Raw genomic sequence first — 26392 nt, 5'->3', positions numbered from 1 at the left:
ATATGCCCTACGGCGACCTTTGCGCGTCCTATCAGACGCGCAAAGGTCGCTGTAGGGCTTTGAATTGCTGCATGTCTTTGTCCTTCTATCGATTTCGATCCAAGGAAACATGCAGTAGCGCGAATTCGATGGCCCGGCAACGCCTGACGCCGCCGGGGCCGCAAGCGGGCATTCGTCAGACGGCGGGCACTCCACGGTCGATGATGCCGAAATCGTCGCTTTCGAGCACCCGCTTCAATTGTTCTTCGGCCTGTGTCGCCTCGCGCTGGCGGCTCCACATCGAAGCATAAAGGCCGTCGCGCTCGATGAGTTCCCGATGCGTGCCGCGCTCGGCAATGACGCCGTCCTTCAGAACGATGATCTCGTCGGCATTGATGACCGTCGACAGACGGTGGGCGATGACCAGCGTCGTCCGGTTGCGGGAAATCACGTCGAGCGCCGCCTGGATCTCCTGTTCCGTCTTCGTGTCGAGCGCCGATGTCGCCTCGTCGAGGATCAGGATCGGCGGTGCCTTGAGGATGGTCCGGGCGATGGCGACCCGCTGCTTCTCGCCGCCCGAGAGCTTCAGCCCGCGCTCGCCGACCGTTGCGCGGTAGCCCTCCGGCAGGCCCCGAATGAAATCGGCGATCTGCGCGGCTTCGGCGGCCGCCTCGACCTCGGCATCGGACGCACTCACCCGGCCATAGCGGATATTGTAGGCGATCGTATCGTTGAAGAGCACCGTGTCCTGCGGCACCATGCCGATGACTGCGCGCAGGCTCTTCTGGGTGACATCACGAACGTCCTGACCATCGATGGTGATCGATCCGCGCTGCACATCGTAGAAGCGGTAGAGAAGCCGCGACAGGGTGGACTTGCCGGCGCCGGACGGGCCGACGACCGCGACTGTCTTGCCGGCGGGCACTTCGAAGGATATCCCCTTCAGGATCGGCCGCGCCTGATCGTAGGCGAAATGCACGTCGCGGAAGGCGATCGCTCCGCGCTCGATCTTGAGATCCGCCGCATTCGGCCGATCGACGACCTCGGGACGTACGTCCAAGAGGTCGAACATGTGCTCGATATCGGTGAGGCCCTGGCGAATTTCGCGATAGACGAAGCCGATGAAGTTCAACGGAATGGCGAGCTGGATCAGCATCGCATTGACGAAGACGAAGTCGCCGATCGTCTGTTCGCCGCGCTGAACGGCCAGCGCCGAGATCGTCATCATGACGGCGGTGCCGGCGCCGAAGATCAGCGCCTGCCCGAAGTTCAGCCAGCCAAGCGATGTCCAGACCTGGGTCGCGGCCCGTTCATAGCGCTCCATCGAGCGATCGAAGCGCCCGGCCTCCATTTCCTCGTTGCCGAAATATTTGACCGTCTCGAAGTTCAGGAGCGAGTCGATCGCCTTGGTGTTGGCGTCCGTGTCGCTGTCGTTCATCGAACGACGGATGGCAATTCGCCAGTCACTGGCGCGCACGGTGAACCAGATATAGAGCCAGACGGTAACGGCGGTAACGAAGAGATAGCTGAAGCCGTAGCCCCACCAGAAGATCACCGCTGTCAGCAGGAATTCGAGGAGCGTCGGCACGCTGTTCAGAATGGTGAAGCGGACGATCGTCTCGATGCCCTTGGTACCGCGCTCGATGATGCGTGAAAGCCCGCCGGTGCGCCGCTCGAGATGGAAGCGCAGCGACAGCTGGTGCATGTGGACGAATGTTCGGTAGGCAAGCTGCCGAACGGCGTGCTGGCCGACACTGGCGAAAAGCGCGTCGCGCAGCTGGTTGAGGCCGCTCTGCAGCAGACGCGCGACGTTATAGGCGAGCACCAGCATGACGGCGCCGGTGAGGAATTGCGGCAGGAAGGCCAGATCCGCCGGCCTGCCATTGAGCGCGTCCGTGGCCCATTTGAAGAAATAGGGCACGAGGATGAGCACGACCTTGGCGACCACGAGAATGACCGTCGCCCAAACGACCCTGAGCTTCAGATCCATACGGTCTGCCGGCCACATGTAGGGCCAGAGATTCGCAATTGTCGCCAAAGGGTTGCTGGTATCGGTGGAAACCGTTTTCGTCTGGGTACTGGATGCCACGTTTCAGTCCGCTTCCGGTGCTCTTGAAGGCCGTCGCTTTCCGGGCGCGACAGGGCCGTCGCACCCCGCAACCCGTCCGGCTCAATGAAAGGCGGCGTCTTTGAGGACGCCGCCTTTGCTTCACAGATAGGTCAGCTCTCCCGCAGCCGCAATGGAAGCGCGGCCGAATGCGCGATTAATCCTACAGCCCGCGCGTCTAGTGCCGCATATGCTTGCGATGGATCTCCCGCGATTCCACATCGGAAAGCGCCTCGCCCGGCACGCCAAAAACCTGCCCCGGTTGAATGAGGTCGGGATTTTCGATCTGCTCGCGGTTGGCGAGATAGATCGTCGTGTAGCGAACGCCTGCCCCGTATACGCGCCTCGAAATCTCCCAAAGCGTGTCGCCGCGGCGAATGATCACTGAGGACTTGCTCTCCTCGAGCGGCGCCTGACGGATCGTCGCCGGCTGCTCATCCGTGTCGGCTGGCGCGGACGCGGCCATGTCCCTCGTCTCGATTTCGGGCTTGGCCGCGGCATCTTCCGCCTCCCCGACCTTTGGCCGCTCGGCAGTGCTCAAGGTTGCCGGTTGCGTTGCCATTACGGGCCTGTCGGAAGCAAGCGCCAGCGCAACACTCGCCGGCTGCGGCAATGCGGGGCCGATTACGCCGTCCACCTTGTCCAAGGCCGCAACGACGCTCGCCGGATCCTCCGGCAAAGACTTCATAACCGCCAGCGCCTCCTCCGCAGCCTTGGCGGCATCGTGCGCCGCCGCGAGCAGCGCCGGCTCGGAATTGTCCGCGGGCTTGAACTCCGCAAGCGACTGAAGGGCGAACTCGGTGGCCGATCGCGCCGCGGCCAGTTCCTCCGCCGTCGGCTGTTTGCCGTCGGCGAAGAGGCCCTTCAGCAAAGCGAGCGCCTTGCCCGCTTCCGTCTTCAGACCATCGAGGCCCGTCGCCGCGGCGTCCGCCGGCGCAGCGGCAATTGCTGCGACTTGGACTCCCTCAGGCCGATCGAAGGGCACCGACGCACGCATGGCCACCTTGGTGGCGTCGTCGTTCATCATGTCGGCCCGGATGATATGGCTACCGACCGCAAGATCGATCATACCATCGACGACGAAGTGCCCCTTTTCGTCGGCCCTCATCTCTCCGAACAGCGTGTCGTCGGCATATATGCGCACCAGCGCCCCCGGCTTTGCATTGCCGGCAACGTACATCGTCTTGCCTTCGATCTCCACGGCTGTCACCTGCAGCCCCGGTACCGCATTGGGCGTGTCCGGCGTCGCCAGGGCAGCAGCAGCACCCGCCTGCGCGGCGGGGGCCGCGGCCACCTGCGCCAGCTCGTCCTCGGCACTCGGCGTGGTGATCAGCCGGCTCGCCTCGCCCGGCCGCGAGACCATCGCCAGCAATTGGCCGCCCGGTTCCTTCGGGACGGAAACGGTCGCAACCTCTTCCGACGTCCGGCTTGCACCGCCGACGCCGACGCTCCTCAGCCTCAGCTGGTGGTCGCCGGCCGGCAAAGGCTTTTCGAAGACGGCTGCGAAATCCCCTGCGGCACTGACATCCGCCGTGCCGAGAACCATGTCACCGCTCAGAATTTCAAGCTTTGTGCCCGGTTCAGCACGACCGGCTATCACGGTCGAACCGTCGGGCTCGACGCGGAGGATGTCAAATCCAGGAACGGTCCAGTTCTTCACCGCATCGGAGGCGGCCGTTTCGGCCGTTGCCGGTGCCAGTTCAGCCGGGACGTCGCCAGCCGTGGACTGCGCGGCCTCTTCCGTCACCTCGTCGTTCAGGTTCGGCTGGACTACGAAAACCATCAGCGCAGTCGCAATCGCCAGCACGCTAAGTGCCACCCAACTGGCCTTGTTCTTTATCATGCCACTCTCCACAGGAGCGGAGTCCTGCTCCGCGCATCCCCATTGCAGGCCTACGCTCGCCAAGCTTTTGGCGCATTATAGCGCAACGGTGGCCCGTCCGTCGGAATTCTTCAATGCATCGCTGAAATTGCTAACGTTTCCTGGGGTTCGGCACAAGCACCGAGTGTGCAGGTGCACACCCGCGGATCGGCTTTTTCCCTCATTATCCTTGACCCATGCTGCGCTGCAATGTCTCTTGGCGGCATGAGCAAGGAAACTTCCCCGATTCGATCCGTCTGCGTCTATTGCGGCTCTCAACCCGGGCGCGATCCCGACCATATGCAGGCGGGTCGTCTTCTCGGCAAGTCGATCGCCGAGCACGCCCTGCAACTCGTCTACGGCGGCGGCACGCGAGGCATCATGGGCGCGGTGGCAAGCGGCGTTCTCTCGGCGGGCGGTCACGTCACCGGTATTATTCCCGAGTTCCTGATGGACAAGGAAGCGACGCGCCATTCGCTGGGGCAGCTCAATGAGCTGATCGTCACGGCGGATATGCACGAGCGCAAGCACAAGATGTTCGAGCGCGCCGATGCCTTCGTCGCGCTTCCCGGCGGCATCGGCACGCTGGAAGAGATCGTCGAGATCATGACATGGGCGCAACTCGGCCGGCACCGCAAGCCGATGGTGTTCGGCAATATCAATGGCTTCTGGACGCCGATGCTGGAACTGCTTCAACACATGCGCGACGAAGGCTTCGTCCACACGGCCCATCTCGTTCAGCCGCTCGTGGTCGACAGGGCCGAGGAGATCGTTCCCCGCATTCTAGCCGCCGCGGCGGCTTCAAAAGGCCGCGAGGGCGAGCGCGAGATCATCTCCAAGCTCTGAATTCGATCTTTCGGAAGAAAGGGGCCACAGATATTGCCCCTTCATCCGCTCATTCTGCCGGCGTCGGCTGCGCCGCTCGTCGCGCCCGGCTTTCCACCAGCATCGCGCCGGAATAGATGAACAGGGCAGCCCAGATCAGAATGAATGCGACGAGCTTCGTGGCCCCGAAGGGCTCGTTGAAGACGAAGACCGCGATCAGGAATATCATCGTCGGGGCGATATATTGCATGATACCTATGGTCGAGAGCCTGAGCAGCTTGGCGCCGTTGGCGTAGATCATCAACGGCACGGCCGTGACGATGCCGCAGGAGAGAAGCAAGAGGACATCGGTCATGCCGGTGTCGCCGAAATGCCCCTCACCCGTTGCCTCCAGCAAGACGATGTAGCCGACCGCCGGGACGCTCAAGAGAAGCACCTCCAGGAAGAAGCCCTGGTTCGGTCCGATCGGCAGCGTCTTGCGGAAGAAGGCGTAAAAACCCCAGGAGATGCAGAGTCCGATCGAGACCCAGGGAAGACCACCCGCATCGAAGGCGAGAACGGCAACGGCGAGTGCGGCAAGCGCGATCGCTACCATCTGCGCCGGGTTCGGCCTCTCCTTGAGCAGCACGGCGCCAAGGAAAATCGAGAAGAGCGGGTTGATATAATAGCCGAGAGCCGTCTCGATCGCACGGCCGGCGCCGATCGCCCAGACATAGATGCCCCAGTTCACCGTGATGAGCGCGGCCGTCAAGGTCGCCATCTTCAGCATGCGCGGAGAGCTGAGCGCCGCCTTGAGCTCCTGTGTGCGGCCGAGCCACACAAGCACCAGCCCGGCGAGCGGCACCGACCAGACGATACGATGCGCGACGACCTCGGGCGCGGGAATATGCGCCACCGCCTTCATGAAGAAGGGCAGGAAGCCCCAAAGGAGATAGGCCGTCAGCGCGAAGGCGAAGCCTCTCGCGGAATCGGTATTGTCGGCGGGCAATTTCGCGTTCGGCTCGGCCATGATCGTGGTCCTGAAAAAATCCGCCGGGCCACGCGAAGAGGCGGGTGCCTACGGCATCACTTAACGGCTCGTCCCATGAACCGCCGTTCCTTCATCGTCCTACCCCAACGAATGATGATGTACCAATTCATTTCCGTGAAGCGAAGAGTGAGGAGCGCTTAAGTCGCGGGAATCGATGGTCGATAGCCCCTCTGGCCTGCCGGCCATCTCCCCCACAAGCGGGGCGACTGGCAAGCGGCACGCGCCCCGTGCCCTCATCAGAAGGTTCTGCATTTGCCAAGCTTCACTGTCGGGCGATCAACCCGCCACGAGTCGCCCCCCTTGTGGGGGAGATGGCCGGCAGCAGAAGGGGTTACCACCAGCCCATGGTGCAACCAGCTTCCCCTACTCCGCCGCCACCAGGCCGACCTGGTCGCGGTTCTTGAGCAGCTTGTAGACAATGCTGTCCATCAGCGCCTGGAAGGAGGCGTCGATGATGTTGTCGGAAACGCCGACCGTCCACCAGCGTGCACCGGTCCGGTCCGTCGATTCGATCAGCACCCGGGTCACGGCCTCGGTACCGCCGTTGAGGATACGCACCTTGTAATCGGCGAGTTCCAGGTCGGCGATTTCCGACTGGTACTTGCCTAGGTCCTTGCGCAAGGCGAGATCGAGCGCATTGACCGGACCATGGCCCTCGGCGACCGACATCATCGTCTCGCCGTTGACGACCACCCTGGCCACGGCTTCCGAGACAGTCTTCAGATTGCCGTTCGCATCGAAGCGCCGCTCGACCATGACCCGGAAGCTCTCGACATGAAAGAAATCCGGCACCGTGCCGAGAATACGGTTGGCGAGTAGTGTGAAGCTCGCATCCGCCCCCTCATAGGCATAGCCCGTCGCCTCACGCTCCTTGACGATCGAGATCAGTTTGTCGAGTCGCGGATCGTCCTTGCCGACCGTGATGCCGCGGCGCTTCAGCGCGTTGATGAAATTGGCCTTGCCGCCCTGATCCGAGACCATGACCTTGCGCAGGTTGCCGACGCTTTCCGGCGCGACATGCTCGTAGGTGCGCGGGTCCTTCAGAAGGGCCGAGGCGTGGATGCCGGCCTTGGTGGCGAAGGCCGAAGCGCCGACATAGGGCGCCTGCGGATCCGGCGAGCGATTGAGGAGCTCGTCGAAAGCGTGGGCAAGCTCGGTTAATTCCTGCAGCCTCTCGGCATCGATGCCGGTCTCGAAACGCGCCGAATAGGTTTCCTTGAGTCCGAGCGTCGCGATCAGTGTCACGAGATTGGCGTTGCCACAGCGCTCGCCGATCCCGTTCAGCGTTCCCTGGATCTGGCGCACGCCGGCCTCGACGGCCGCAAGCGAATTCGCCACGGCCTGCCCCGTGTCGTTATGGGCGTGGATGCCGAGCCTTGCGCCCGGCACGCCCGCCGCAATAACCGCGGCGACGATGTCGCGGATTTCCGGCGGCTGCGTGCCGCCATTGGTGTCGCAGAGCACTACCCAACGTGCGCCCGCCTCGAGCGCAGCTCTTGCGCAGGCGGTGGCATAGGCCGGGTTTGCCTTAAAGCCGTCGAAGAAATGCTCGCAGTCGACCATCGCCTCGCGGCCGGAGGCGACGACCGCCTCCACCGATGCGCGGATGCTCTCGACGTTCTCCTCATTGGAACAGCCGAGCGCCACGGAGACGTGGTAGTCCCAGCTCTTGGCGACGAGACAGATCGCGTCGCTCTCGGCGGCGAGCAGCGCCTTGAGACCGGGATCGTTGGAGGCCGAGACACCCGCACGCTTGGTCATGCCGAAGGCGACGAAAGACGCCTGCGCCGTGCGTTTGCGCTTGAAAAATTCCGTGTCGGTCGGATTGGCGCCCGGATAGCCGCCTTCGACATAGTCGACGCCGAATTCATCGAGCATGGCCGCGATTGCAATCTTGTCCTCGACGGAAAAGTCGATGCCGGGCGTCTGCTGCCCGTCCCGAAGCGTCGTGTCGAAGAGATAGATGCGTTCCCTGGTCATGGCTTGGTTCCAAAATGCAAAGTCTACAAAAGGCGCGGCGGCTTCCGCATCATTCGGTTTTGCCGGCGAACTTGTCAGTCGCGCGGATCAGGCGATCGAGAATCCCCGGCTCGGAATAGGCGTGACCCGCCCCCTCGATCAGGTGGAATTCGGCCCCGGGCCAAGCCTTGTGCAATTGCCAGGCATATCTGGCCGGGCACGGCATGTCGTAGCGGCCGTGTACGACCATGCCCGGGATGCCGTGCAGCTTGTGCGCGTCGCGCAGCAATTGCCCCTCCTCGAGCCAGCCGGCATTGACGAAGAAGTGGTTTTCGATCCGGGCGAAGGCGTCGGCGAATTCCTCCTCCTCGAAACGGGTGCTGGTCTCCGGCTCCGGCAAGAGCGTGATCGTCTCGCCCTCCCAGAGGCTCCAGGCCTTTGCCGCTGCGATCCGCGTCGCGCGGTCCTCGCTCGTCAACCGCCGGTTATAGGCCCGCATCATCTCGTGGCGCTCTTCCGGTGGGATCGGAGCGATGAAGCGCTCCCACTTGTCCGGGAACATCTCCGAGACGCCGAACTGGTAGTACCAGTCGAGCTCACCCCTGGTGAGCATGTAGATGCCGCGCAGGACAAGCTCGGAAACGCGCTCCGGATGGGTTTCGGCGTAAGCGAGCGCCAGCGTCGATCCCCAGGAGCCGCCGAAGACCAGCCACTTTTCCACACCGGCCAATTCCCTGAGCAGCTCGATATCGGCCACGAGATGCCACGTCGTATTCGCCTCCAGTTCTGCATGCGGCGTCGACTTGCCGCAGCCGCGCTGGTCAAAGAGCAACACGTCGTAGAGCTCCGGATCAAAGAGGCGGCGGTGGTTCGGCGAGATCGTGCCGCCAGGCCCCCCATGCAGGAAGACCGCCGGCTTGGCGCCGGGCGTACCGACCCGCTCCCAATAGACGTGGTGTCCGTCGCCCACGTCCAGGTGACCGGAAGCGTATGGCTCGATTTCGGGATAGAGGGTGCGCAGATCAGCACTCACTGAAGTCTTCCTCGGGTGGCCAGTGGATGGTGTCGAAATCGGGATGCTGGCGGTTGGATTCCAGCACGGCGAGATGGCGCGCGGCGGCCGCTTCGCTGCCGTCGTCGGTCTCCTTTTCACGCAGGCCCGGCAGGTGCGAAAACCACAGCATGCGCGACTCGACGCCGGACTGGTACCCCGGCTGCACGTCGTCCGGATCGTCGAGAGAGCCGAGCGTGATATTCAGGAAACTCTCGTTCGGCATCTCGTAGAAAAGCGGGGTGCCGCATGCGCGGCAAAACCCGCGCCGCACGAGGTCCGACGACCGGAACCAGGCGGGCTCACCACGCGTGATCTGGAAATCCTCGCGCGCGATATTGGCGAGCGGCAGGAAATAATTTCCGGCCGCCTTCTGGCACATGCGGCAATGGCAGATATGCGCATCCTCGAGCGTGCCCTCGGCGCGATAACGCACCGCGCCGCATTGACAGCCGCCCGTGAAGATGCGCCGGATCATCATGACCAGGCTCCCGCCGCCGGCCAATGCTCGGTCTCGTGGTCCGGATGCTGGAACGAGATGATCTGCTCCTGGCGCGCATAGTAATCCGGATCTTCGTGAACCGGCTGGTCGAAGATGGTCTCGACCCAAGGCAGCCGCGCCTGAAAGTTGACCTGGACGCGCGGCGCCAGATCGGAGCGGTCATCAAAGGCGCCGATCGCGATTTCGAGCCCGCCGGGATGCCGGTAGGTCAGCGGCGTGCCGCATTTCGGACAGAAGCCGCGATCGATGTTGACGGAAGACTGGAAATAGCTCGGTTCGGCACGGGTCCATTCGACGCCATCCTTCGGCGCGGTCACCAGGGCTGAGAAGAACGAGCCGAACTGCTTCTGGCACATACGGCAATGGCAGATCGACGGGCGTCCAAGCGCGCCGCGGATGCGGAAGCGAACGGCGCCGCACTGGCACCCTCCTGTTCTGACGGTCTCGCTCATCGTCTCTCCTTTCGTGGCCAGGTTTCCGTGTCATGGTCCGGGTGCTGATAGGAAACGAGATCGGCGAGGAAAGATGTCGAATCCAGGTCGGCCATCGTGTCCTCGCCGGGAAGTTCCGGGACGCGATCGACATAAGGCAACTTCGCCTCGACGCCCCATTGGATCGTCGGCGCGATCCCTTCCGGCCTGTCGAAAGCCGCGATCGTCAACGCCATCCCGTCCGGCGCCTCGTAGGTAAGCGGTGTCCCACAGTTTCCGCAGAAGCCGCGCCACACGTGGTTCGAGGATTGGAAGCGCGTTCGCTCGCCACGCGTCCAGATAAGCTTTGCACCACGAACGGAGACAAGCGGCAGGTAGAAGTTGCCGCTCGCCTTCTGGCACATACGGCAATGGCAGACCGAGGCGTCGCCGAGCTTGCCTTCCAGGCGAAAGCGAACCGCACCGCATTGGCATCCGCCAGTATGGATATCGTCAACCATGTGGCCCTCCTCTTGCCTCGCGTGCCGTCGGTCCTTGCACTCGCGTCAGTCAGGTCTGCGAGCGCTTCACTTCCCAGGTGGTCACCCGTTCACCGGTTTCCGGGTCCTTGCTGTCCTTGAGCTGGATGCCCCGCGCCTGGAGATCGGCGCGAATCGCGTCGGCCTCGGCAAAATTCTTCGCCTTCAGGAGTTCGAGGCGCGCGCGCACCCGGGCGTCGATCTCGTGCACGACCGCTTCGTCGAGTTCGATCTCCTTCGGCACGATGCCGATCAACGCGGCGCTCGCGGCGAAGGAACCGAGATATTGGGCATCAGCCGATGCCTTCTGTGCCAGCGCATGCAGCGCCTGGATCGCTGTAACCGTATTGAGGTCGTCCGCAAGAGCTGCCAGGACCTGGCGGTCCGGCTCGCCGGCCGCGTCGCCCGGCACCGGCCACTTGGAGAGCAGATGCTCGGCTTCCTCCAGCCGCTTGATCGAAAAGTCGATCGGCTCGCGATAATGCGTCATCAGCATGGCGAGCCTCAGGACCTCTCCCGGCCATTGGCGGCCGCCGAATTTCTCCGTGTGCAGAAGATCGTAGATGGTGATGAAATTGCCTTCCGACTTCGACATCTTGCGGCCTTCGACCTGCAGGAAGCCGTTATGCATCCAGACATTCGCCATTACCTCGGTGCCGTGAGCACAACGCGATTGGGCGATCTCGTTCTCGTGGTGCGGAAAAATCAGGTCGATGCCGCCGCCATGAATGTCGAAGGTTTCGCCAAGATAGCGTCCGCTCATAGCCGAGCACTCGATGTGCCAGCCGGGCCGGCCCCGCCCCCAGGGGCTTTCCCAGCCAGGCTCATGCTCCTCGGAGAGCTTCCAGAGCACGAAGTCTCCCGGGTTTCGCTTGTGTGCGTCGACGGCGACGCGTGCGCCTGCCTGCTGTTCCTCGAGGACGCGCTTGGAAAGCTGCCCGTAATCGGCCATCGACGTCGTGTCGAACAGCACCTCGCCCTCGGCCTCATAGGCATGGCCTTTGGCGATGAGCTTCTCGATGATCTCGATCATCTGAGCGATGTTCTCGGTGGCGCGCGGCTGCATGGTCGGGTCGAGGCAGCCGAGCACCGCGGCGTCTTCCAGGAACTGCTTCTCGGTCGTTTCCGTCACACGGCGAATCGCCTCGTTCAACGGGAGGCCGGGATAGTCGCGCAAAGCCCGCGCATTGATCTTGTCGTCGACGTCAGTGATGTTGCGCGCATAGGTGACATGGCTTTCACCGTAGACATGGCGTAGCAGCCGGAAAAGCACGTCAAAGACGATGATCGGCCGCGCGTTGCCGATATGGGCATAGTCGTAGACCGTCGGCCCGCAGACATACATGCGGACGTTCTGAGGATCGATCGGCCGGAAATCGGCCTTTTCGCGCGTCAGGGTGTTGTACAGCTTCAAAAGCGGCATTCCGCCCATCCCAAATCTCCAAGCCTGCATGCAACCGTTGCAATAGCGCGTCCGGGGCGGCCCGCACGTTTTGTCATCTTGGATTTCTGGAGACGAAAACGGCCAGGCCAGCGGAACGCTAGCGAATAATCTTCCGGCAAATAATGCAGATAACCGTTTTCATGACGCCCCTTATCGCGCGTCGCTCCGCCTCGGTCAAGAGGCGAGCCGCATGCAAGCGAAAGTCGTCGTCAAAGCTCATGGCCACGGATTTGTCATGATTTGGCTTATCCGAAATCGCCACTCGGGAAAGCGATTCGTGACGGCTGTGCGCCGCGTCCTGTTTCCCGAGGAAACGAAAAGTGACGCCGCTTTCGGGCACAAAAAAGAAAGCGATGCGTTACCCAGGACCAGGGAAACACCAGGGAGAGATGAAATGAAATCCGCGAAGACCACGAGGCCACCGTCATCGGATCTCGTCAGGAAATACCGGCCACTCGGCATCAAGGCCGTGCTGGCTGCCGCCCTGCAAGCCAAGGTCAAACCGACAAACTCCAGGACCATCAAGCGCCGCGCGTGAGCGCGCCCCCTAGAACAGCGACAGCTGGCCGCTCCCGTCTCCGCTCAGATCCTCCGTCTCAGATGCAGCCCCTGTGGCCGGCGTGACTTCTTCCTGAATCTCGGGGCCCGAATTCGCGACCTTGTTGACCCGGCCAGAGACGGGAATCGCCTCGAAGAGCTCCTCTGGCGCAGGGCCCATGAGATCGGCAACATCGCGTGGTTCCTGCGTCCGGCAATCCAGCCAACGGGTGAAAGCCTCGGGCTGAATGACAACCGGCATGCGGTCGTGGACGTGGCCAACCGCCTCGTTGGCTCTGGTCGTCAGGATGGCTGCGGTATCCACCTCCGATCCGTCGGCGGATGACCAGGTTTCCATAAGGCCGGCAAATGCGACGATGCCGCCTCTTTTCGGCCGCACCCAATAGGCCTGCGAGACGCCGCGGATACCCTTCGGCGGACGGTGCCACTCGTAGAAGCCGGATGCGGGCACCAGGACGCGGCGGTGCCGCATCGCAGCGCGGAAGGCGGCCTTGTCCGCCGCCGTTTCCGCGCGGGCATTGGTCAGCAATGGAAAGGAGCGTGGGTCCTTCACCCAGCCCGGCGTGAACCCCCAGCGTGCGAGGAGTGCCTTGCGCTCCGGCAGATTGCTGCCGGGCGCCGGCCGCTCCGAGGCGACAACGACAAGGATTGGCTGCGTCGGAGCGATATTGAAGCGTGCCGGAAAGTCCTCGACCTTCAGCAGTCCAAACAGTTCCAGCAATTCTTCCGGCGTGGCCGTCAACGCAAAACGTCCGCACATGACAGGGGTGTGGCATTTCGCTTAAGGTGGGTCAACAATCCCACGCACTTCGACCCGGATAATGCAGCGCCAACCCGAACTCGCTTCCTCCGCAATTCTCGAACGGGACGGGCGCTATCTCCTCGTCCGGCGGGCCAATCCGCCCGCGGCCCGGATGTATGCCTTTCCGGGTGGCCGCGCCGAGCCTGGCGAAACGCCGGCGGAAACCGCCCTTCGCGAACTGGCGGAGGAGACCGGCATAAGGGGTTGCAATCCCGTGCTGTTCGAGGTTTACGACATTCCTCCGAGACGGCCCGAGAACCGGCACTTCCAGCTTTTCGTCTTCAAGGTTGAGGCGGACTCCGCCTCCGTAGCGGTCGCCAGCGACGACGCCATGGGCGTCGGCTGGTTCACTCCGGAAGAAATCTTCGCCTTGCCCGTTCCGGAAAGCGTTCGCGACTGCGTGGAGAAGCTGATCTGCATCCGGCCGCCAGTCGGCCCGGGATAGGATGCGGACATCCCCGGTCGTCCGTCCGGATCCCGCTCTACGCCGACTCTCTCAAAAAATGCTCGCGGTCTCCTGCCGCACAGGCTTGAAACCGAAGCCGATTCGGCTTTGATGGAGCGATGAACGTTCAATCGCTTTCAATCCGGCTGTTCCTTACCGGTGCGACGCTTGCCTTGGCGGCAGCCTCTGCCGCACAGGACGCGCCGCCCCCCGAGAAAGCCCCGCCCGCTATCGAGGCGAAACCGCCGCCCTATGAGCAGCGCCTGATCCGGCTCGCTGAAATACTGGGTTCGGTCCACTACCTGCGCGACCTCTGCCTGGCCAAGCCCGAAGACACCTGGCGGCAATCGATGCAGGCATTGATCGACCGGGAGACCGTCGGCGAGCCGAAACGACGCGAGCACATGACCGCCGCCTTCAACCGCGGCTACCGGACATTTGCCTCCGTCTATACCGTCTGCACGGAATCGGCGACGCTCGCCGAGGCGCGGTACCGTGCCGAAGGCGCAACACTTGCTTCCGAAATCGTCGCGCGCTTCGGTAATTAACAGGATATTAACCTCTTTTTCCGCGAGCCCGTGTCGTTTCGGGAAAAGGCTGCTAAGTTGTTAAGACAGTGGTAAGGAGTGACCGGCCTGTCTGCCCCGTTCAGTTGCGGTTCAGCAGAGAGGCGCTAGCTTAAGCCAAGTGTACGTGATGGAACCCGCATGGAACGAATGATGGAACCAAGCCTGACCGACATTGACGACATGATCGTCCACGAAAAAATGCAGGCGGCCCTGGAACACCAGAATGAAGCCTGGGCGGACGGTATGGCGGACGGAATCGAGCCGGAAATCATCGCCGACGCGGCCATTGCGCTGGCAATGCGGGAAACCATCCGGCTCCATGGTGAAGAGGGTGCCGAAGCCATGCTGAATTCCCTTCGCGAGCGAATGCTCGCCGGAGAGTTTTCGCCACAGCGGACCATACAATAATCCCAGGACTGCCCATGAGCCGGACTTCAGCCTGCCGGGCGGCCCCGGTGCGTCTCGTCACGCTGCTGCTGGCGAGCGTCGTCCTGTCATCGACGGCGGCTGCCCCGGCATTCGCGCTCAGCGAGTTGCAGCCTGCCCCCGCTCCCGCTGCCAACGAGCAGAACGAAGCACCGGCGGAAGCACCTGAAGAGGCGCCGGCTGAAGCCGCTCCGCTCGAGATTCCAACGCCTGACCCGTTGGTGAACGAGCCGGCGGAAGAGACCGTCGAAGAGGCTGTGCCGGAGGTGGTCGAGCCCGTCGAAGTGCTGACTGACGTCTCGAAGCTTCCGGCACCCGTCGCCCGCATGCGCGAACTGATCGTCGAAGCCGCTGCCTCCGGAGACATTGAGAGGCTGCGCCCCCTGCTCGGCAAGGGTCCGACCCAGACGCAAGTGTCCGGCACCGCTGGCGAGGAGGATCCGATCGCGGTGCTGAAGGGCCTGTCCGGCGACCAGGAAGGCGTCGAAATTCTTGCGATCCTCCTCGACGTCCTTTCGACCGGTTTCGTCCTCGCAGACAAGGGCACGCCGGAGGAGGCCTATATCTGGCCCTACTTTGCCGAAAAGCCTCTGTCGTCCCTGACGCCGCCGGAGAAGGTCGATCTCTTCCGCCTCGTCACAGCCGGTGACTTCGCCGGCATGGAGGAACTCGGGAATTACAATTTCTATCGTGTGGGCATTGCGCCCGACGGCCGTTGGAAATTCCTCGTCGCCGGCGATTGACCGGCGCGCTTGCTCTTGCCGGCCGGAAATCCTACCTGTTCGACAAAGAGAACAGGAATCGAAGCCATGCCCAAGCTTTGCCTTGACGACCGTGCAATGATCAGCGTTTCCGGCAAGGACGCCGAAGCGCTTCTGCAAGGCCTGATCACCACCGACGTCGCCGCGCTGGTCGCGGGCGAAGCCAAGCCTGGCGCCCTCCTGACGCCGCAGGGGAAGATCTTTTTCGAGTTCCTGATCTCCCGCGACGGTGAGAGATTCCGGCTGGAAACGACGAGCGACCAGGCCGAAGCGCTGCTAAAGCGCCTGACCATGTACAAGCTCAGATCGGCAGTGGAGCTTTCGCTCGCCTTGCCCGCGCCGGTAACGGTCGCCTTCGGCGAAGAGCAACCGAGCGGCAGCTATCGCGACCATCGCTTCGAGAAGGCCGGTAAGCCGGTCTTCCGGCTCTATGCCGAGACGGCGGAGGCCGACGCAACCGTCGCCGATCTCGACGGTTTGAGAATCGCGGCCGGCATCGCCGTCGCCGGTCGGGACTATGCCCTGCAGGACGCCTTCCCGCACGATGTGCTGATGGATCTGAATGGCGGCCTGTCCTTCCGCAAGGGCTGCTATGTCGGCCAGGAGGTCGTTTCGCGCATGCAGCACCGCGGATCGGCCCGGCGTCGCGTGGTGATCGTCGCCGGCGAAATGGCGCTGCCGCCGACAGGCACGAGCATTTCCGCCGACGGACGACCGATCGGCGCGCTCGGCACGGTGCGCGACAAGGCGGGGCTCGCGATCGTGCGCATCGACAAGGCGGGGGACGCGATGACCAAGGGGGAAACGCTCCTTGCCGGCGACGTGCCCGTCATGCTGACGCTGCCCGGCTGGACCGGACTTGCCTTTCCGACCGATGCCGGTGAGGCGAGCGCATGACAAATGGGCGTGCCTGGCAGCGGATGCTTTCCGGTCGGCGGCTCGATCTTCTCGACCCCTCGCCGCTCGATGTCGAGCTGGCCGACATCGCCCACGGCCTCGCCCGGGTTGCACGCTGGAACGGCCAGACGACCGGCGATCATGCTTTTTCCGTCGCCCAGCACAGCCTTCTCGTCGAAGAGATTTTCCGGCGCACCAATCGCTGCAATGCCGACGAGTGCCTGATGGCGCTGCTCCACGATGCGCCGGAATATGTGATCGGCGACATGATCTCACCTTTCAAGGCCGTGGTCGGTGGCGGCTACAAAATGGTGGAAAACCGCCTGGAGAGCGCCGTTCACCTGCGTTTCGGGCTGCCGGCGCATACGCCCAGGGAACTGAAGGACCGGATCAAGAAGGCCGATCGCGTCGCCGCCTATTTCGAAGCGACGGAACTTGCCGGATTCTCGCCCGAAGAGGCCCGGAAGTTCTTCGGTCAGCCCCGCGGCGTCACTCGCGATACCCTGCTGATCGACCCGCTGCCGGCGACAGAGGCGCAACGCCTCTTCTCCGCCCGCTTCGAGGCACTCGAGGCTGAGCGCGCCAAGATGGGTCAGGAAGGCGTGATATGACAGGCGTCGTCGTCTCGCCGCTCGCGCGCATAGCGGAAATGGCCGTCCGTCACGGCTGCCGCGAAATGGTGAGCCTGCTTGCGAAGGGTCAGGATTTCCATCGCCCTGCCGTAATCGACGGCACGAAGCATCTGACGATCGGCGTCAACGACATCAGCTTCGCCGGGCCGGGTAACCTCGTGGCGCCGCAGGAGACCCATGTCGAGCAGATCGTCGAGTTTGCACGGCAATGGGATCGTGCGCGGCCGCTCCTCGTCCATTGCTGGATGGGCGTTTCGCGCTCGCCCGCTGCAGCGCTGATTGCGGCACTTGCCGTCGAGCCCGACCAGGACGACGAGGCGCTGGCAATGCGGCTGCGCGTGGCCTCGCCCTTCGCGACGCCGAACACCCGGCTGGTGGAGATCGGTGATCATGCGCTGTCGCGCAGGGGACGGCTGATCGCTGCAGTACGGGCCATCGGCCGCGGCGCGGATGCCGACGGAAATGCGCCCTTCCTCCTGCCGCTCCGCCCGGAGACGAACACGAATGGAGAGTGAGGCACAGCCGGCTACGGTCGAAATCGGCCTCAACGCAGTCATTGTCGCCGTCGTCAATCGCAGTCCACGCATTCTCGCCGTCGCCGAAGCCGATGGCGACGCGCGCGACGGCCTGCCCTTCGGCCCCTTCGATCCGGCACGCCACCGCACGTTCGAGGCGAGCCTTCGCGCCCGCGTTGAAAAGCGGACCGCGCTGAAGCTCGGCTATATAGAGCAACTCTATACCTTCGGCGATCGCGGTAGACAGCGTCTCCCGGGAGAAGAAGGCAAGCACATGGTCTCCGTCGGCTATCTTGCGCTGACGCGCACCGACGCCGAGAACAACGAGCGACTGGCGGCGGCGGGTGCCCATTGGCGGGACTGGTACGGCTATCTGCCGTGGGAAGACTGGCGGCAGGGGCGCCCGGCAATTCTCGACCAGGTGATCCTGCCCGCGCTCGCCCAATGGAAGCTAGGGCCAGCCGGCGAGGAGAAGTCCGCATCCAGCGCTCAGCGTCGGGCGCGCGTGCGCCTCGCTTTCGGTCTCGATGACTTTCCCTGGGACGAGGAGCGTGTGCTGGAGCGCTACGAGCTGCTCTACGAGGCGGGACTGGTACGCGAGGCCGTGATCGACGGCCATTGCCGCGGCCCCGGCGGCCCGGCGGTCGGGATCGCCATGCGGCACGACCACCGCCGCATCGTCGCCACCGCCGTCGCCCGGCTGCGCGGCAAGATCAAGTACAGGCCCGTAGTCTTCGAACTCATGCCGCCGGAATTCACGCTGACCCACCTGCAGGCGACCGTAGAAGCTATCTCCGGTCAACACCTGCACAAGCAGAACTTTCGTCGGCTGGTCGAGGGCGCCGAGCTCGTCGAAGCCACGGGGGGAACACTCGCGTCGACAGGCGGACGGCCGGCCGCGCTTTTCCGATTCCGGCGGCAGATCCTGGACGAACGCCCCGCACCGGGCCTCAAGGTCGGAGGGCGATAAGCGTCACCTGATGACCGCGCAGGCAAGGCGTGCGCCGCCACCGCCGTCCGGCTGACTGCGATTGTCGTCGGAATTTTGATGGACCACCAAAGCGCGGCCGCGGATCGCCGTCCCCGCTTCATCGAGCGATACGAAGCTGTTGAACACATGGGCACGCAGGACACCGTCAGCGCCAACATATTGGTTCGGCAGATCGCCGGCATGCGGGCCGTTTACCGCGAGGAACCCGTGTTCGGCGTTCTCGTCTTCACCGGCAAAGTGATTTCCCGCAGACTCAAAGCCCTCTGCTGGGTCGCAACTGCCCGTTTCGTGCACATGGAAGGCAACCCACGTCTCCGCGGGCAGTCCGCTGACCTCCACCTCCACGAGCACGCCTTCTGCCCCGGCCGTGAGGATAGCCCGCCCCGTCTCCCTGCCATCCTTGCCGATAAAGTCGGCGGTTGCGGTCAGCGACGTTTGCTGCGCGGCGGCTGCACCTGCCAGCCCAGCGGCGAAGAGAAACACGGCTATCGACCTGACCATTGCCAATCCTTCCTTGTTCGCGGTTCAAGACGGCAACGCATGGCTGCCGACCTCGTTCCCCTACCCGGAAGGATTTCGCGGAGGCATGCCTCTGGCCCTAGATCGAAATATCGAGGCCGATATCAAGCGTCGGCGCCGCCATCGTGATCTTCGAGGTTGAGATATAGTCGACGCCCGTTTCGGCGATGGCGCGGATCGTCTCGATCGTCACGTTGCCGGAGGCCTCGAGCCGGGTGCGGCGCGGATCGCCGACGTAATCGTCAGCGCCGAGCCTCCAATGGGCGGCATTGACCGCCACCGCTTCGCTGAGCAGCTCCGGACTCATATTGTCGAGCAGGATCACGTCCGGCGCGGCTCCCAGCGCCTCGCGCATCTGTGCGAGCCCATCGACTTCGATCTCGACCTTGACGAGATGACCACAATAGGCGCGCGCGGCGCGAATGGCGCCGGCGACACCTCCGGAAACGGCGATGTGATTGTCCTTGATCAGCACTGCATCATCGAGCCCATAGCGATGGTTCGAGCCGCCGCCGAGCCGCACGGCATATTTCTCGAGCGCCCTCAGGCCCGGGATTGTCTTGCGCGTGCAGCAGACCTTCGCCGCCGTATGGGCGATCTCGTCGGCGAACTTCGCCGTGTAGGTGGCGATGCCCGACAGATGCATGAGGAAATTGAGCGCCACACGCTCCGCCGACAGCAGGCCGCGGGCGCGGCCGGATATCCGGGCAATTGGCGTTCCCGGTGCGACGCGGTCGCCGTCCTCAACCAGAGCGTCAAAGCGGATCGACGGATCGATGAGGCGGAAGGCGGAGCGCGCCAGTTCCAGTCCGGCAATGACGCCCGCTTCGCGCACGCGCATTTCGGCCGTGGCCGACATATCCGGTCCGATAGTCGCGAGCGTGGTGATGTCACCGGCGCGGCCGAGGTCTTCCAAAAGGGCGCTTCTCACCTGCTCCTCGACCATGAGAGCGGGGAGTTCCGGAAGAAGGGCAACGGTCATGATGGAGTTCCCGGTTTTGCAAATCTAAAGCATGTCGCCCAAAAGTGTGCAGCGGTTTTGGGGCAACGACATGCACAAACAATCTAAAGCGCGACGCACGAGTTACGTTTGGTCGCGACGCGCTTTACGTCAGCGCTGGGTCATGCCGGCTCGGTTTCGGCGAACTCGGCCGCCAGCCGCTCCGCCTTCGCCAACGTCAGATAGGTGCGGCGGCGCCATTCTGGCCGTTCCTCGGGGCAGTCGGCGCGGAAATGGCCGCCCCGGCTCTCTGACCGCTGCAGGGCGGCAGCGGCGATGAGCTTGGCCGTGGTAATGATATTGGCGAAGCGCAGCCGCGTATTGGCGCGCTCCAGTTCGGCGATCTCGCGGATGGCACGCACAAGGCTCTCGCGCGTACGCACGACGCCGACGCACTCGCTCATCAGCCCGCGCAGGCGCTTGAATGGCGGGCTGTCCTCGACCGTCACCGGGTCATCATTCTCGCCGGCATTGTCGCCCCATTCGGTGAGCTTCGGCGCCGGCAGGGTGCCCTTGATGTTGTCGGCAATGCGCGCGGCAAAGACGACCGCTTCGAGCAGCGAATTGGAGGCAAGCCGATTGGCGCCGTGGACGCCGGTCGAGGTCACTTCACCCGCAGCCCAGAGGCCGTCGATCGAGGTCCTCCCCTCTCCGTCCGTGAGCACGCCGCCCATGTGGTAGTGCACCGCCGGCGCGACGGGAATCGGCTGTTCTACCGGGTCGATGCCGGCGACCATGCAGGAGGCATAGACGGTCGGAAACATCTCGGGGAAATGCTTGCCGACGGCCTTGGTGCAATCGAGGAAGGCGCCGCGCCCCGCCTGTACTTCGGCAAAGACGCCGCGCGAAACCACATCGCGGGGGGCAAGCTCACCGTCCGGATGGATGTCGAGCATGAAGCGATGACCCTTGGCGTTGATAAGGACCGCCCCGTCTCCGCGCAGCGCCTCGGTGGCGAGCGGCGCCGGATCCTTGCCGATATTGATCGCGGTCGGGTGGAACTGCACAAATTCGGGATCGGCGATGATGGCGCCGGCCCGCGCCGCCATGCCGACGCCCTGGCCGCAGGCCTCCCAGGGATTGGTGGTGACGGCGTAGAGGTGGCCGACACCGCCGGAGCAAAGCACGACGGCGCGCGCCGGAAACGACACGCGGGTCTTCGATTTACCGGCGTCCGGCCTGGCCACAACGCCGGAAATGAAGCGGCCCTCGCGCACCAGTTCCTCGACCACATAGCCCTCCAGCACGCGGATGGACGGGGTCCTGCGCACCGCCGCGATCAGCGCCTCCATGATCGCCTGGCCGGCCATGTCGCCCTTGACGCGGACGATGCGCCGCTCGGAATGCGCAGCCTCACGCGAAAGCAGGAGCTTGCCCTCGAGATCCCGGTCGAAGGGCACGCCATATTCGAGCAGATCGTGGATGCGCGCCGGCCCTTCGGCAACCATCATCCGCGTCATCTTCTCGTCGACGATGCCGGCTCCAGCGGCAACCGTGTCGGCCACGTGCTTCTCGAACGTGTCGCCCGCGCTCATCGCCGCGGCGATCCCCCCTTGGGCCCAGGCGGAGGAGGCACCGTGGCCGATCGGCGCGGCGGCCAGGATGGTGACGGGCCGCGGCGCGAGCTTCAGCGCGCAGAAGAGGCCGGCAAGGCCGCCGCCGACGATCACGATGTCATCGATCCCGTTGAAGGATTGCGGACGAAAATGGTCAGTCAGCATGGCTCGGTCACTCCTTCGACGGCCTGCATGGGCTGGCTCTGCAGCCGGCGTGTCACTGCTTGAGGTTCACCATACGCTCGACGGCCAGGCGCGCGCGGTCGGCGATCGCCGGATCAACCAGAACCTCTTCCGTCATGTTGAGCAGGCTGTCGAGGATCTTCGGCAGCGTGATGCGCTTCATGTGCGGACAGAGATTGCAGGGCTTGACGAAGTCTACGCCTTGCACCTCCGCCTGGATGTTCGACGCCATGGAGCATTCGGTGACGAGCAGCACGCGGTCGGGCCGCTTGTCCTTGACATAGTTGATCATCCCCGAGGTCGAGCCGGAAAAATCGCAGACGGCGATCACGTCCGGGTGGCATTCCGGATGGCCGATGATCTCAATGCCGGGATTGGCCTCCTTGTAGGCAAGAAGTTCGGCCGCGGTGAAGCGCTCATGAACCTCGCAATGCCCCTTCCAGGTGAGGATCTTCTTGTTGGTCTGACGGGCGACGTTCATCGCCAGATATTCGTCCGGGATGCAGAGCACCGTATCGGAGTCGAGGCTCTCGATCACCGAAAGCACGTTGGACGACGTGCAGCAGATATCGGTTTCTGCCTTCACCTCGGCGGAGGTGTTGACATAGGTGACGACCGGCACGCCGGGATAGCGCTCCTTCAAGAGCCGCACCTCGGCGCCGGTGATCGATTCGGAGAGCGAGCAGCCGGCCTTGGCGTCGGGGATCAGCACCGTCTTGTCCGGATTGAGCAGCTTCGAGGTCTCGGCCATGAAGTGCACGCCGCATTGGATGATGATCTCGGCATCCACCTTGGTGGCGTCGCGCGCGAGCTGCAGCGAATCGCCGACGATATCGGCAACGCAATGGAAGATGTCCGGCGTCTGGTAGTTGTGCGCCAGGATCACGGCGTTGCGTTCCTTCTTCAACCGGTTGATAGCGTGAACGTAGGGCGCATAGGCGGCCCATTCGATCGCCGGAATGAAATCCCTGACCTTTTCATGGAGATGCTCGGTCTCGCGGGCGACCGCCGGGGTGTAGGCGAGATCCGGTTTTTCGATGACGCCGAAGCGCGCCGCAGCGCTCACGAATGCTGGCGCAGACGTTACACCCGTGCGAAGGTCAAGTGTGCTCATCGAGCTCTCCTCTCTCGCCGTTCTCGGCCCGACCAATTATGCTCATATTGAGCATAATTGGTTCAAAACAAAAGCGGCTAAAGCCGCGGGACTCATTTAGAAAGTTTTGTGACAGATTTCAAGCGTCGCAAATGGACGATGCGTCCGGCGCCGCCGGACGCATCGTCTTGCTGTCAGGCCATTGCGGGGCGGGCAACGCCCCGCTCCTCTATCGGCCAATGGACGATAGCCGCGAAGATGCCGAGCGCGACGCCCAGCCACCAGACGGGATCGTAGGACCCGAAGCGGTCGTAGAGATATCCGCCCATCCAGACACCGAGGAAGGAACCGACCTGGTGAGAGAGGAAGACGATGCCACCGAGCAGGCCTAGATGGCGGGTCCCGAACATGATCGCCACCAGTGCGTTGGTCGGCGGCACGGTCGACAGCCAGAGAAGGCCCATGGCGATCGCGAAGACGATGACCGAGGTCGGCGTCTGCGGAATCAGGAGGAAGGCCGTAACCGCGACCGAGCGGCCGAGATAGATCCATGCCAGGAAATAGGGCTTCGAATAGCGCTGGCTGATAACGCCGGCGGACAGCGAACCGATGATGTTGAAGAAACCGATCAGGGCGAGCGCGATCACCGCATAGCGGGCATCGATGCCGATGTCGCCGAGATAGGCCGGGAAGTGTGCCGTGATGAAGGCCACCTGATAGCCGCAGACGAAAAAGCCGGAGACGAGAAGCAGATAGCTCCTGTGGCCGAGCGCTTCCTTCAAGGCCTCGCCGATGGTTTGCGTGGACAGCACTTCCGAGTGCCGGCCGGAACTGGCATTGCCGCGTAGCGGGATGGCAAAGAGCGGCACGAGCAGCATCAACAGACCGAGGTAGACGAGGCTGTCGGACCAGCCATAGGCCGATATCAGCGCCTGGCTTAGCGGCGCGAACAAGAACATGCCCGCTGAGCCCGCCGCCGTGCCGATGCCGAAGACGAACGCACGACGATCGGGCGCGACGTTGCGCGCGAAGGCCGAAAGCACGATGCCGAAGGAGCCTGACGCGACGCCGAGACCCACCAGCACGCCGCCGCCGACATGCAGCCAGATCGGCGCATTCGCAAAGGCCATGATGACGAGTCCGCTTGCGTAGAGCAGGCCCGAAAGCGCCAGCGTGCGCCAGGTGCCGAACCTGTCGGCGACCGCCCCGAAGAATGGCTGGCCAAGACCCCAACAGAGGTTCTGGATGGCCATGGCAAGGCCGAAGGTCGTCCGGTCCCATCCGGTGTCGGCGAGCATGGGCAGTTGGAAGAATCCCATGGCCGAGCGCGGACCGAAGGTCAGCATCGCAATCAGGGAACCGGCGGCGATGATCAGCCAAGGCAGACTGCCATGGTCGGCCGTGCGCACGGCGGCTGGAGTGGCTGCAGGCATGGGAGGCTCCGATTTGTTGAGGGGCCATCCTATGGCGGCGCTTCAATTGCGCAAAGCCAATTAAATTGACGATTGCATCACAGGAATTGATGCCAAGCCATACAACCCACGTTTCAGGCGCTACCGCGCAACTTCATCGGCCAACGCTCCTTCCGGCGGCGAATCACTGTCGCCTCGTCGCCCAGTTTTACCATCCCCTCGCCGCGCGGTACGGCATTCCAGCCGAAGAGGACGCCGGGAACACGGCGGTCGGCGGACATGCGCTTTTCCGAAAGGCCTTGGATCGGATTGCCGCCGATGCGCTCTCCGGTCGTTTGGTCCTGCGTGGTCATGATGCAGCGGGAACAGGGCTTGACGAGATCGAAAACGATGCCGCCGATCTCCAGTCTTTCCCAGAGATCCTCCGCCCAGGGCTCGTCGCAGTCGATCAGGATATTGGTACGGAAGCGCTCCATTCCGACCGGCTCCTGCCCCTTTTCGACGAGGGTACGATTGAGGTCGGCAAGCGAACCGGTGGTCGTGATGAGGATGGGAAAGCCGTCGGCAAAACCGACCGGTGCCGCCGATCCCGCCCATTCGGCGCCGACGAAGCGCTCAGCCTCTTCGTCCATATGGACGAGCTTGACGGGCCGTCCGAACCAAGCGGAGAGCGTTTCATTGGCCGCCTCATCGGCCACCGCGGCGTTCACGTCGCTCGACCAGACGCGGACATCAAGCCGCCGGTCCGGAGCGAAGCGGACGGAGAATTCGCTGCCGTTCATCTTCAGATGCACGCCGCCGTCGACAGGCACCGCTCCAACCTGCGCCAGCGCCTGCAATTCGCGCTGGGTGATGAAGCGGCCATCGGGCCCGACCAGCATGAAACGCCGGTCGCCCACGAGCCCGTCGAGATTGACCGTCACGAACGTTTGCGCAATGGCGCGCCCGCTTTTCAACGGGTGAATGTTGAGACCGGTCACCTTCATCGCGCTCGTCCGGGTTCAGAAACAGAGTCAAGTCATTCTTAGTCCGATTCACCGAGGCGCCGCAACCCGTTGAAATCGCTGTTCTTCAATGGTCTCCTAGCCGCCGGTGGTGCCCGCGACCTCGCGTCAGACCGCCATATTCGGCCGCAAGCTCTTTCCGGACACCGCATCGAAGACATGCAGTTTTCCGGCGCCGGCGGCGACGGCGATCTGCTGGCCCGGCTTGAAATCGTATCGATCGGAGAACAGAGAGACGATCTCGCCATTGCCGTAGCGCAGAAACACCATCGTCTCAGATCCCGTTGGCTCGGTCACGTTCACGGTCGCCTGAAGGCCATCATCGGCAAGCGACAGGTGCTCCGGCCGGACGCCGAGCAAGACCGCCTGCCCATCCCTCGCCTCCGGCTCGAAGCCAAGCGGGATCCCATCACCGGCCTCCGACACGAACAGGTTGCCATCCGCCGCGTATGTTCCCTTCATGAGGTTCATCGAAGGCGAACCGATGAAAGTCGCCACGAAGGTGTTGACCGGCCTGTCGTAAAGCTCGAGCGGCGTGCCGATCTGTTCGACCTTGCCGCTTTGCATGACCACGATCTTGTCGGCCATGGTCATCGCCTCGACCTGGTCATGGGTCACGTAAATCGTCGTCGTCTTCAGCCGCTGGTGTAGTTCCTTGATTTCCTTGCGCATCTGCACACGCAGCTTCGCATCGAGGTTCGACAGGGGCTCGTCGAACAGGAACACTTGAGGGTCGCGCACGATCGCCCGCCCCATGGCCACGCGCTGGCGCTGGCCGCCGGACAGTTGGCGCGGATAACGGTCGAGGTAAGGAACGAGGTCCAGCGTCTCTGCTGCGGTCTGCAGGCGCTGCTTGATGAAGTCGGCAGGCCGCTTCTGCAGGCGCAATGCGAATACCATGTTCTCCGCAACGGTCTTGTGCGGATAGAGAGCATAGCTCTGGAAGACCATGGCGATATCACGGTCCTTGGGCGGCAGATTGTTGACGACCTTTCCGCCGATCGCAATTGTCCCGCTCGTGATGCTTTCAAGCCCGGCGACCATGCGCAGGAGGGTCGACTTGCCGCAGCCGGAAGGGCCGACCAGCACGACAAACTCCCCGTCGGCTATATCAATGTCTACGCCGTGAAGCACATTCAGGGCGCCGTAAGCCTTCAGCACCCTGGAAATTCTGACTCCAGCCATCTCGCTCCCACTCGTTCTCCCCGGCCGGACCTCGCCACGGCCGCTCCCAGTGCCGCTGCGGATTTTTCACGGCGCCGGCCCGGCCGAAACCTGCCATCGCCTTTCTCCGAAATCCTATGCAGCCTCCTCCATGAAAC

At 63.5% G+C, this 26392-nt stretch carries 27 protein-coding genes; 10 read left to right on the top strand and 17 right to left on the bottom strand.

The genetic code is table 11. The annotated features are described in order from the left end of the window. Window positions 1–175 precede the first annotated feature (175 nt). Window positions 176–2068, bottom strand: a complete 1893-nt coding sequence (locus SJ05684_RS03655; RefSeq protein ID WP_034854262.1) for an ABCB family ABC transporter ATP-binding protein/permease — start codon at window positions 2066–2068, stop codon at window positions 176–178. Window positions 2069–2264: 196 nt separating this feature from the next. Next, window positions 2265–3929, bottom strand: a complete 1665-nt coding sequence (locus SJ05684_RS03650; RefSeq protein WP_034854263.1) for a LysM peptidoglycan-binding domain-containing protein — start codon at window positions 3927–3929, stop codon at window positions 2265–2267. A 243-nt stretch (window positions 3930–4172) separates the two neighbouring features. Between SJ05684_RS03650 and SJ05684_RS03645 the strand changes: the two genes are divergently transcribed. Further along, a complete protein-coding gene (locus SJ05684_RS03645) occupies window positions 4173–4793 on the top strand; it encodes an LOG family protein (RefSeq protein ID WP_083846112.1) in 621 nt (206 codons plus the stop codon). 49 nt (window positions 4794–4842) lie between these two features. Here the strand turns inward: SJ05684_RS03645 and rarD are convergent, their stop codons facing one another. The 7 genes from rarD to cysS form a co-directional block, all read right to left on the bottom strand. Beyond that, a complete protein-coding gene (gene rarD, locus SJ05684_RS03640; protein ID WP_034854265.1) occupies window positions 4843–5781 on the bottom strand; it encodes an EamA family transporter RarD in 939 nt (312 codons plus the stop codon). Window positions 5782–6165: 384 nt separating this feature from the next. Continuing rightward, the gene (gene cimA, locus SJ05684_RS03635; RefSeq protein WP_034854266.1) at window positions 6166–7782 is read right to left on the bottom strand and encodes a citramalate synthase; all 1617 of its coding nucleotides are present in this window, start codon (window positions 7780–7782) and stop codon (window positions 6166–6168) included. A gap of 49 nt (window positions 7783–7831) precedes the next feature. Next, entirely contained in the window at window positions 7832–8794 is a 963-nt protein-coding gene (gene pip, locus SJ05684_RS03630; RefSeq protein ID WP_034854267.1) for a prolyl aminopeptidase, read from the bottom strand. Further along, window positions 8784–9290: a GFA family protein gene (locus tag SJ05684_RS03625; protein WP_034854349.1), complete on the bottom strand. Its 507-nt coding sequence runs from the start codon at window positions 9288–9290 to the stop codon at window positions 8784–8786. Before SJ05684_RS03625 ends, pip begins: the two co-directional genes overlap by 11 nt. Continuing rightward, window positions 9290–9766, bottom strand: a complete 477-nt coding sequence (locus SJ05684_RS03620) for a GFA family protein (RefSeq protein ID WP_034854268.1) — start codon at window positions 9764–9766, stop codon at window positions 9290–9292. Before SJ05684_RS03620 ends, SJ05684_RS03625 begins: the two co-directional genes overlap by 1 nt. Beyond that, window positions 9763–10245 carry a GFA family protein gene (locus SJ05684_RS03615; protein ID WP_034854269.1) on the bottom strand — a complete coding sequence of 161 codons (483 nt, stop codon included), beginning with the start codon at window positions 10243–10245 and terminating at the stop codon, window positions 9763–9765. The genes SJ05684_RS03620 and SJ05684_RS03615 overlap by 4 nt, the downstream gene beginning before the upstream one ends. Before the next feature lie 49 nt (window positions 10246–10294). Continuing rightward, the gene (cysS, locus tag SJ05684_RS03610; protein ID WP_034854270.1) at window positions 10295–11695 is read right to left on the bottom strand and encodes a cysteine--tRNA ligase; all 1401 of its coding nucleotides are present in this window, start codon (window positions 11693–11695) and stop codon (window positions 10295–10297) included. 202 nt (window positions 11696–11897) lie between these two features. Here cysS and SJ05684_RS29945 point away from each other — a divergent pair, with 202 nt between their 5' ends. Further along, window positions 11898–12245, top strand: a complete 348-nt coding sequence (locus SJ05684_RS29945; RefSeq protein ID WP_162098808.1) for a hypothetical protein — start codon at window positions 11898–11900, stop codon at window positions 12243–12245. Between the two features lie 9 nt (window positions 12246–12254). Here the strand turns inward: SJ05684_RS29945 and SJ05684_RS03600 are convergent, their stop codons facing one another. Then, window positions 12255–13025 (bottom strand): SOS response-associated peptidase, encoded by a 771-nt coding sequence (locus tag SJ05684_RS03600; RefSeq protein WP_034854271.1) that lies wholly within the window; start codon window positions 13023–13025, stop codon window positions 12255–12257. A gap of 58 nt (window positions 13026–13083) precedes the next feature. On the opposite strand from SJ05684_RS03600, the gene SJ05684_RS03595 reads away from it, so the two are divergent. The 8 genes from SJ05684_RS03595 to SJ05684_RS03560 all read left to right on the top strand — a co-directional run bounded on the left by SJ05684_RS03595 (window position 13084) and on the right by SJ05684_RS03560 (window position 18282). Continuing rightward, window positions 13084–13512, top strand: coding sequence for an NUDIX hydrolase (locus SJ05684_RS03595; protein WP_050979976.1), 429 nt, complete (start codon window positions 13084–13086; stop codon window positions 13510–13512). Between the two features lie 119 nt (window positions 13513–13631). Then, window positions 13632–14060, top strand: coding sequence for a TIGR02301 family protein (locus tag SJ05684_RS03590; RefSeq protein WP_034854273.1), 429 nt, complete (start codon window positions 13632–13634; stop codon window positions 14058–14060). Between the two features lie 159 nt (window positions 14061–14219). Beyond that, a complete protein-coding gene (locus SJ05684_RS03585) occupies window positions 14220–14489 on the top strand; it encodes a hypothetical protein (protein WP_085939040.1) in 270 nt (89 codons plus the stop codon). Window positions 14490–14503: 14 nt separating this feature from the next. Continuing rightward, complete coding sequence (locus tag SJ05684_RS03580; RefSeq protein WP_034854274.1) at window positions 14504–15250, top strand: hypothetical protein; 747 nt, start codon at window positions 14504–14506, stop codon at window positions 15248–15250. Window positions 15251–15316: 66 nt separating this feature from the next. After that, complete coding sequence (ygfZ, locus tag SJ05684_RS03575) at window positions 15317–16165, top strand: CAF17-like 4Fe-4S cluster assembly/insertion protein YgfZ (protein ID WP_034854275.1); 849 nt, start codon at window positions 15317–15319, stop codon at window positions 16163–16165. Beyond that, the gene (locus SJ05684_RS03570) at window positions 16162–16776 is read left to right on the top strand and encodes an HD domain-containing protein (protein ID WP_034854276.1); all 615 of its coding nucleotides are present in this window, start codon (window positions 16162–16164) and stop codon (window positions 16774–16776) included. The genes ygfZ and SJ05684_RS03570 overlap by 4 nt, the downstream gene beginning before the upstream one ends. Further along, window positions 16773–17312 (top strand): tyrosine phosphatase family protein, encoded by a 540-nt coding sequence (locus SJ05684_RS03565; protein WP_034854277.1) that lies wholly within the window; start codon window positions 16773–16775, stop codon window positions 17310–17312. The genes SJ05684_RS03570 and SJ05684_RS03565 overlap by 4 nt, the downstream gene beginning before the upstream one ends. Further along, entirely contained in the window at window positions 17260–18282 is a 1023-nt protein-coding gene (locus SJ05684_RS03560; protein WP_034854278.1) for an NUDIX hydrolase, read from the top strand. Before SJ05684_RS03565 ends, SJ05684_RS03560 begins: the two co-directional genes overlap by 53 nt. Window positions 18283–18285: 3 nt before the next feature. On the opposite strand, the gene SJ05684_RS03555 is transcribed toward SJ05684_RS03560, so the two are convergent. The 7 genes from SJ05684_RS03555 to SJ05684_RS03525 form a co-directional block, all read right to left on the bottom strand. Next, on the bottom strand, window positions 18286–18804 hold the full coding sequence (locus tag SJ05684_RS03555; RefSeq protein WP_034854279.1) for a superoxide dismutase family protein: 519 nt from the start codon (window positions 18802–18804) through the stop codon (window positions 18286–18288). Window positions 18805–18901: 97 nt separating this feature from the next. Continuing rightward, window positions 18902–19804: a carboxylating nicotinate-nucleotide diphosphorylase gene (gene nadC, locus SJ05684_RS03550; RefSeq protein ID WP_034854280.1), complete on the bottom strand. Its 903-nt coding sequence runs from the start codon at window positions 19802–19804 to the stop codon at window positions 18902–18904. A 140-nt stretch (window positions 19805–19944) separates the two neighbouring features. Continuing rightward, entirely contained in the window at window positions 19945–21543 is a 1599-nt protein-coding gene (locus SJ05684_RS03545; RefSeq protein ID WP_034854281.1) for an L-aspartate oxidase, read from the bottom strand. A gap of 52 nt (window positions 21544–21595) precedes the next feature. Beyond that, window positions 21596–22675: a quinolinate synthase NadA gene (nadA, locus tag SJ05684_RS03540; protein WP_034854282.1), complete on the bottom strand. Its 1080-nt coding sequence runs from the start codon at window positions 22673–22675 to the stop codon at window positions 21596–21598. Window positions 22676–22848: 173 nt separating this feature from the next. After that, window positions 22849–24087, bottom strand: coding sequence for an MFS transporter (locus SJ05684_RS03535; protein WP_034854283.1), 1239 nt, complete (start codon window positions 24085–24087; stop codon window positions 22849–22851). Between the two features lie 113 nt (window positions 24088–24200). Further along, window positions 24201–25052, bottom strand: a complete 852-nt coding sequence (locus SJ05684_RS03530; RefSeq protein WP_034854284.1) for an MOSC domain-containing protein — start codon at window positions 25050–25052, stop codon at window positions 24201–24203. Window positions 25053–25178: 126 nt separating this feature from the next. Further along, complete coding sequence (locus tag SJ05684_RS03525) at window positions 25179–26255, bottom strand: ABC transporter ATP-binding protein (RefSeq protein WP_034854285.1); 1077 nt, start codon at window positions 26253–26255, stop codon at window positions 25179–25181. Window positions 26256–26392: the final 137 nt, after the last annotated feature.

The sequence above is a fragment of the Sinorhizobium sojae CCBAU 05684 genome, assembly GCF_002288525.1.
Classification (GTDB): Bacteria; Pseudomonadota; Alphaproteobacteria; order Rhizobiales; family Rhizobiaceae; genus Sinorhizobium; species Sinorhizobium sojae.
This window is presented reverse-complemented; position numbering and strand designations above follow the sequence as displayed.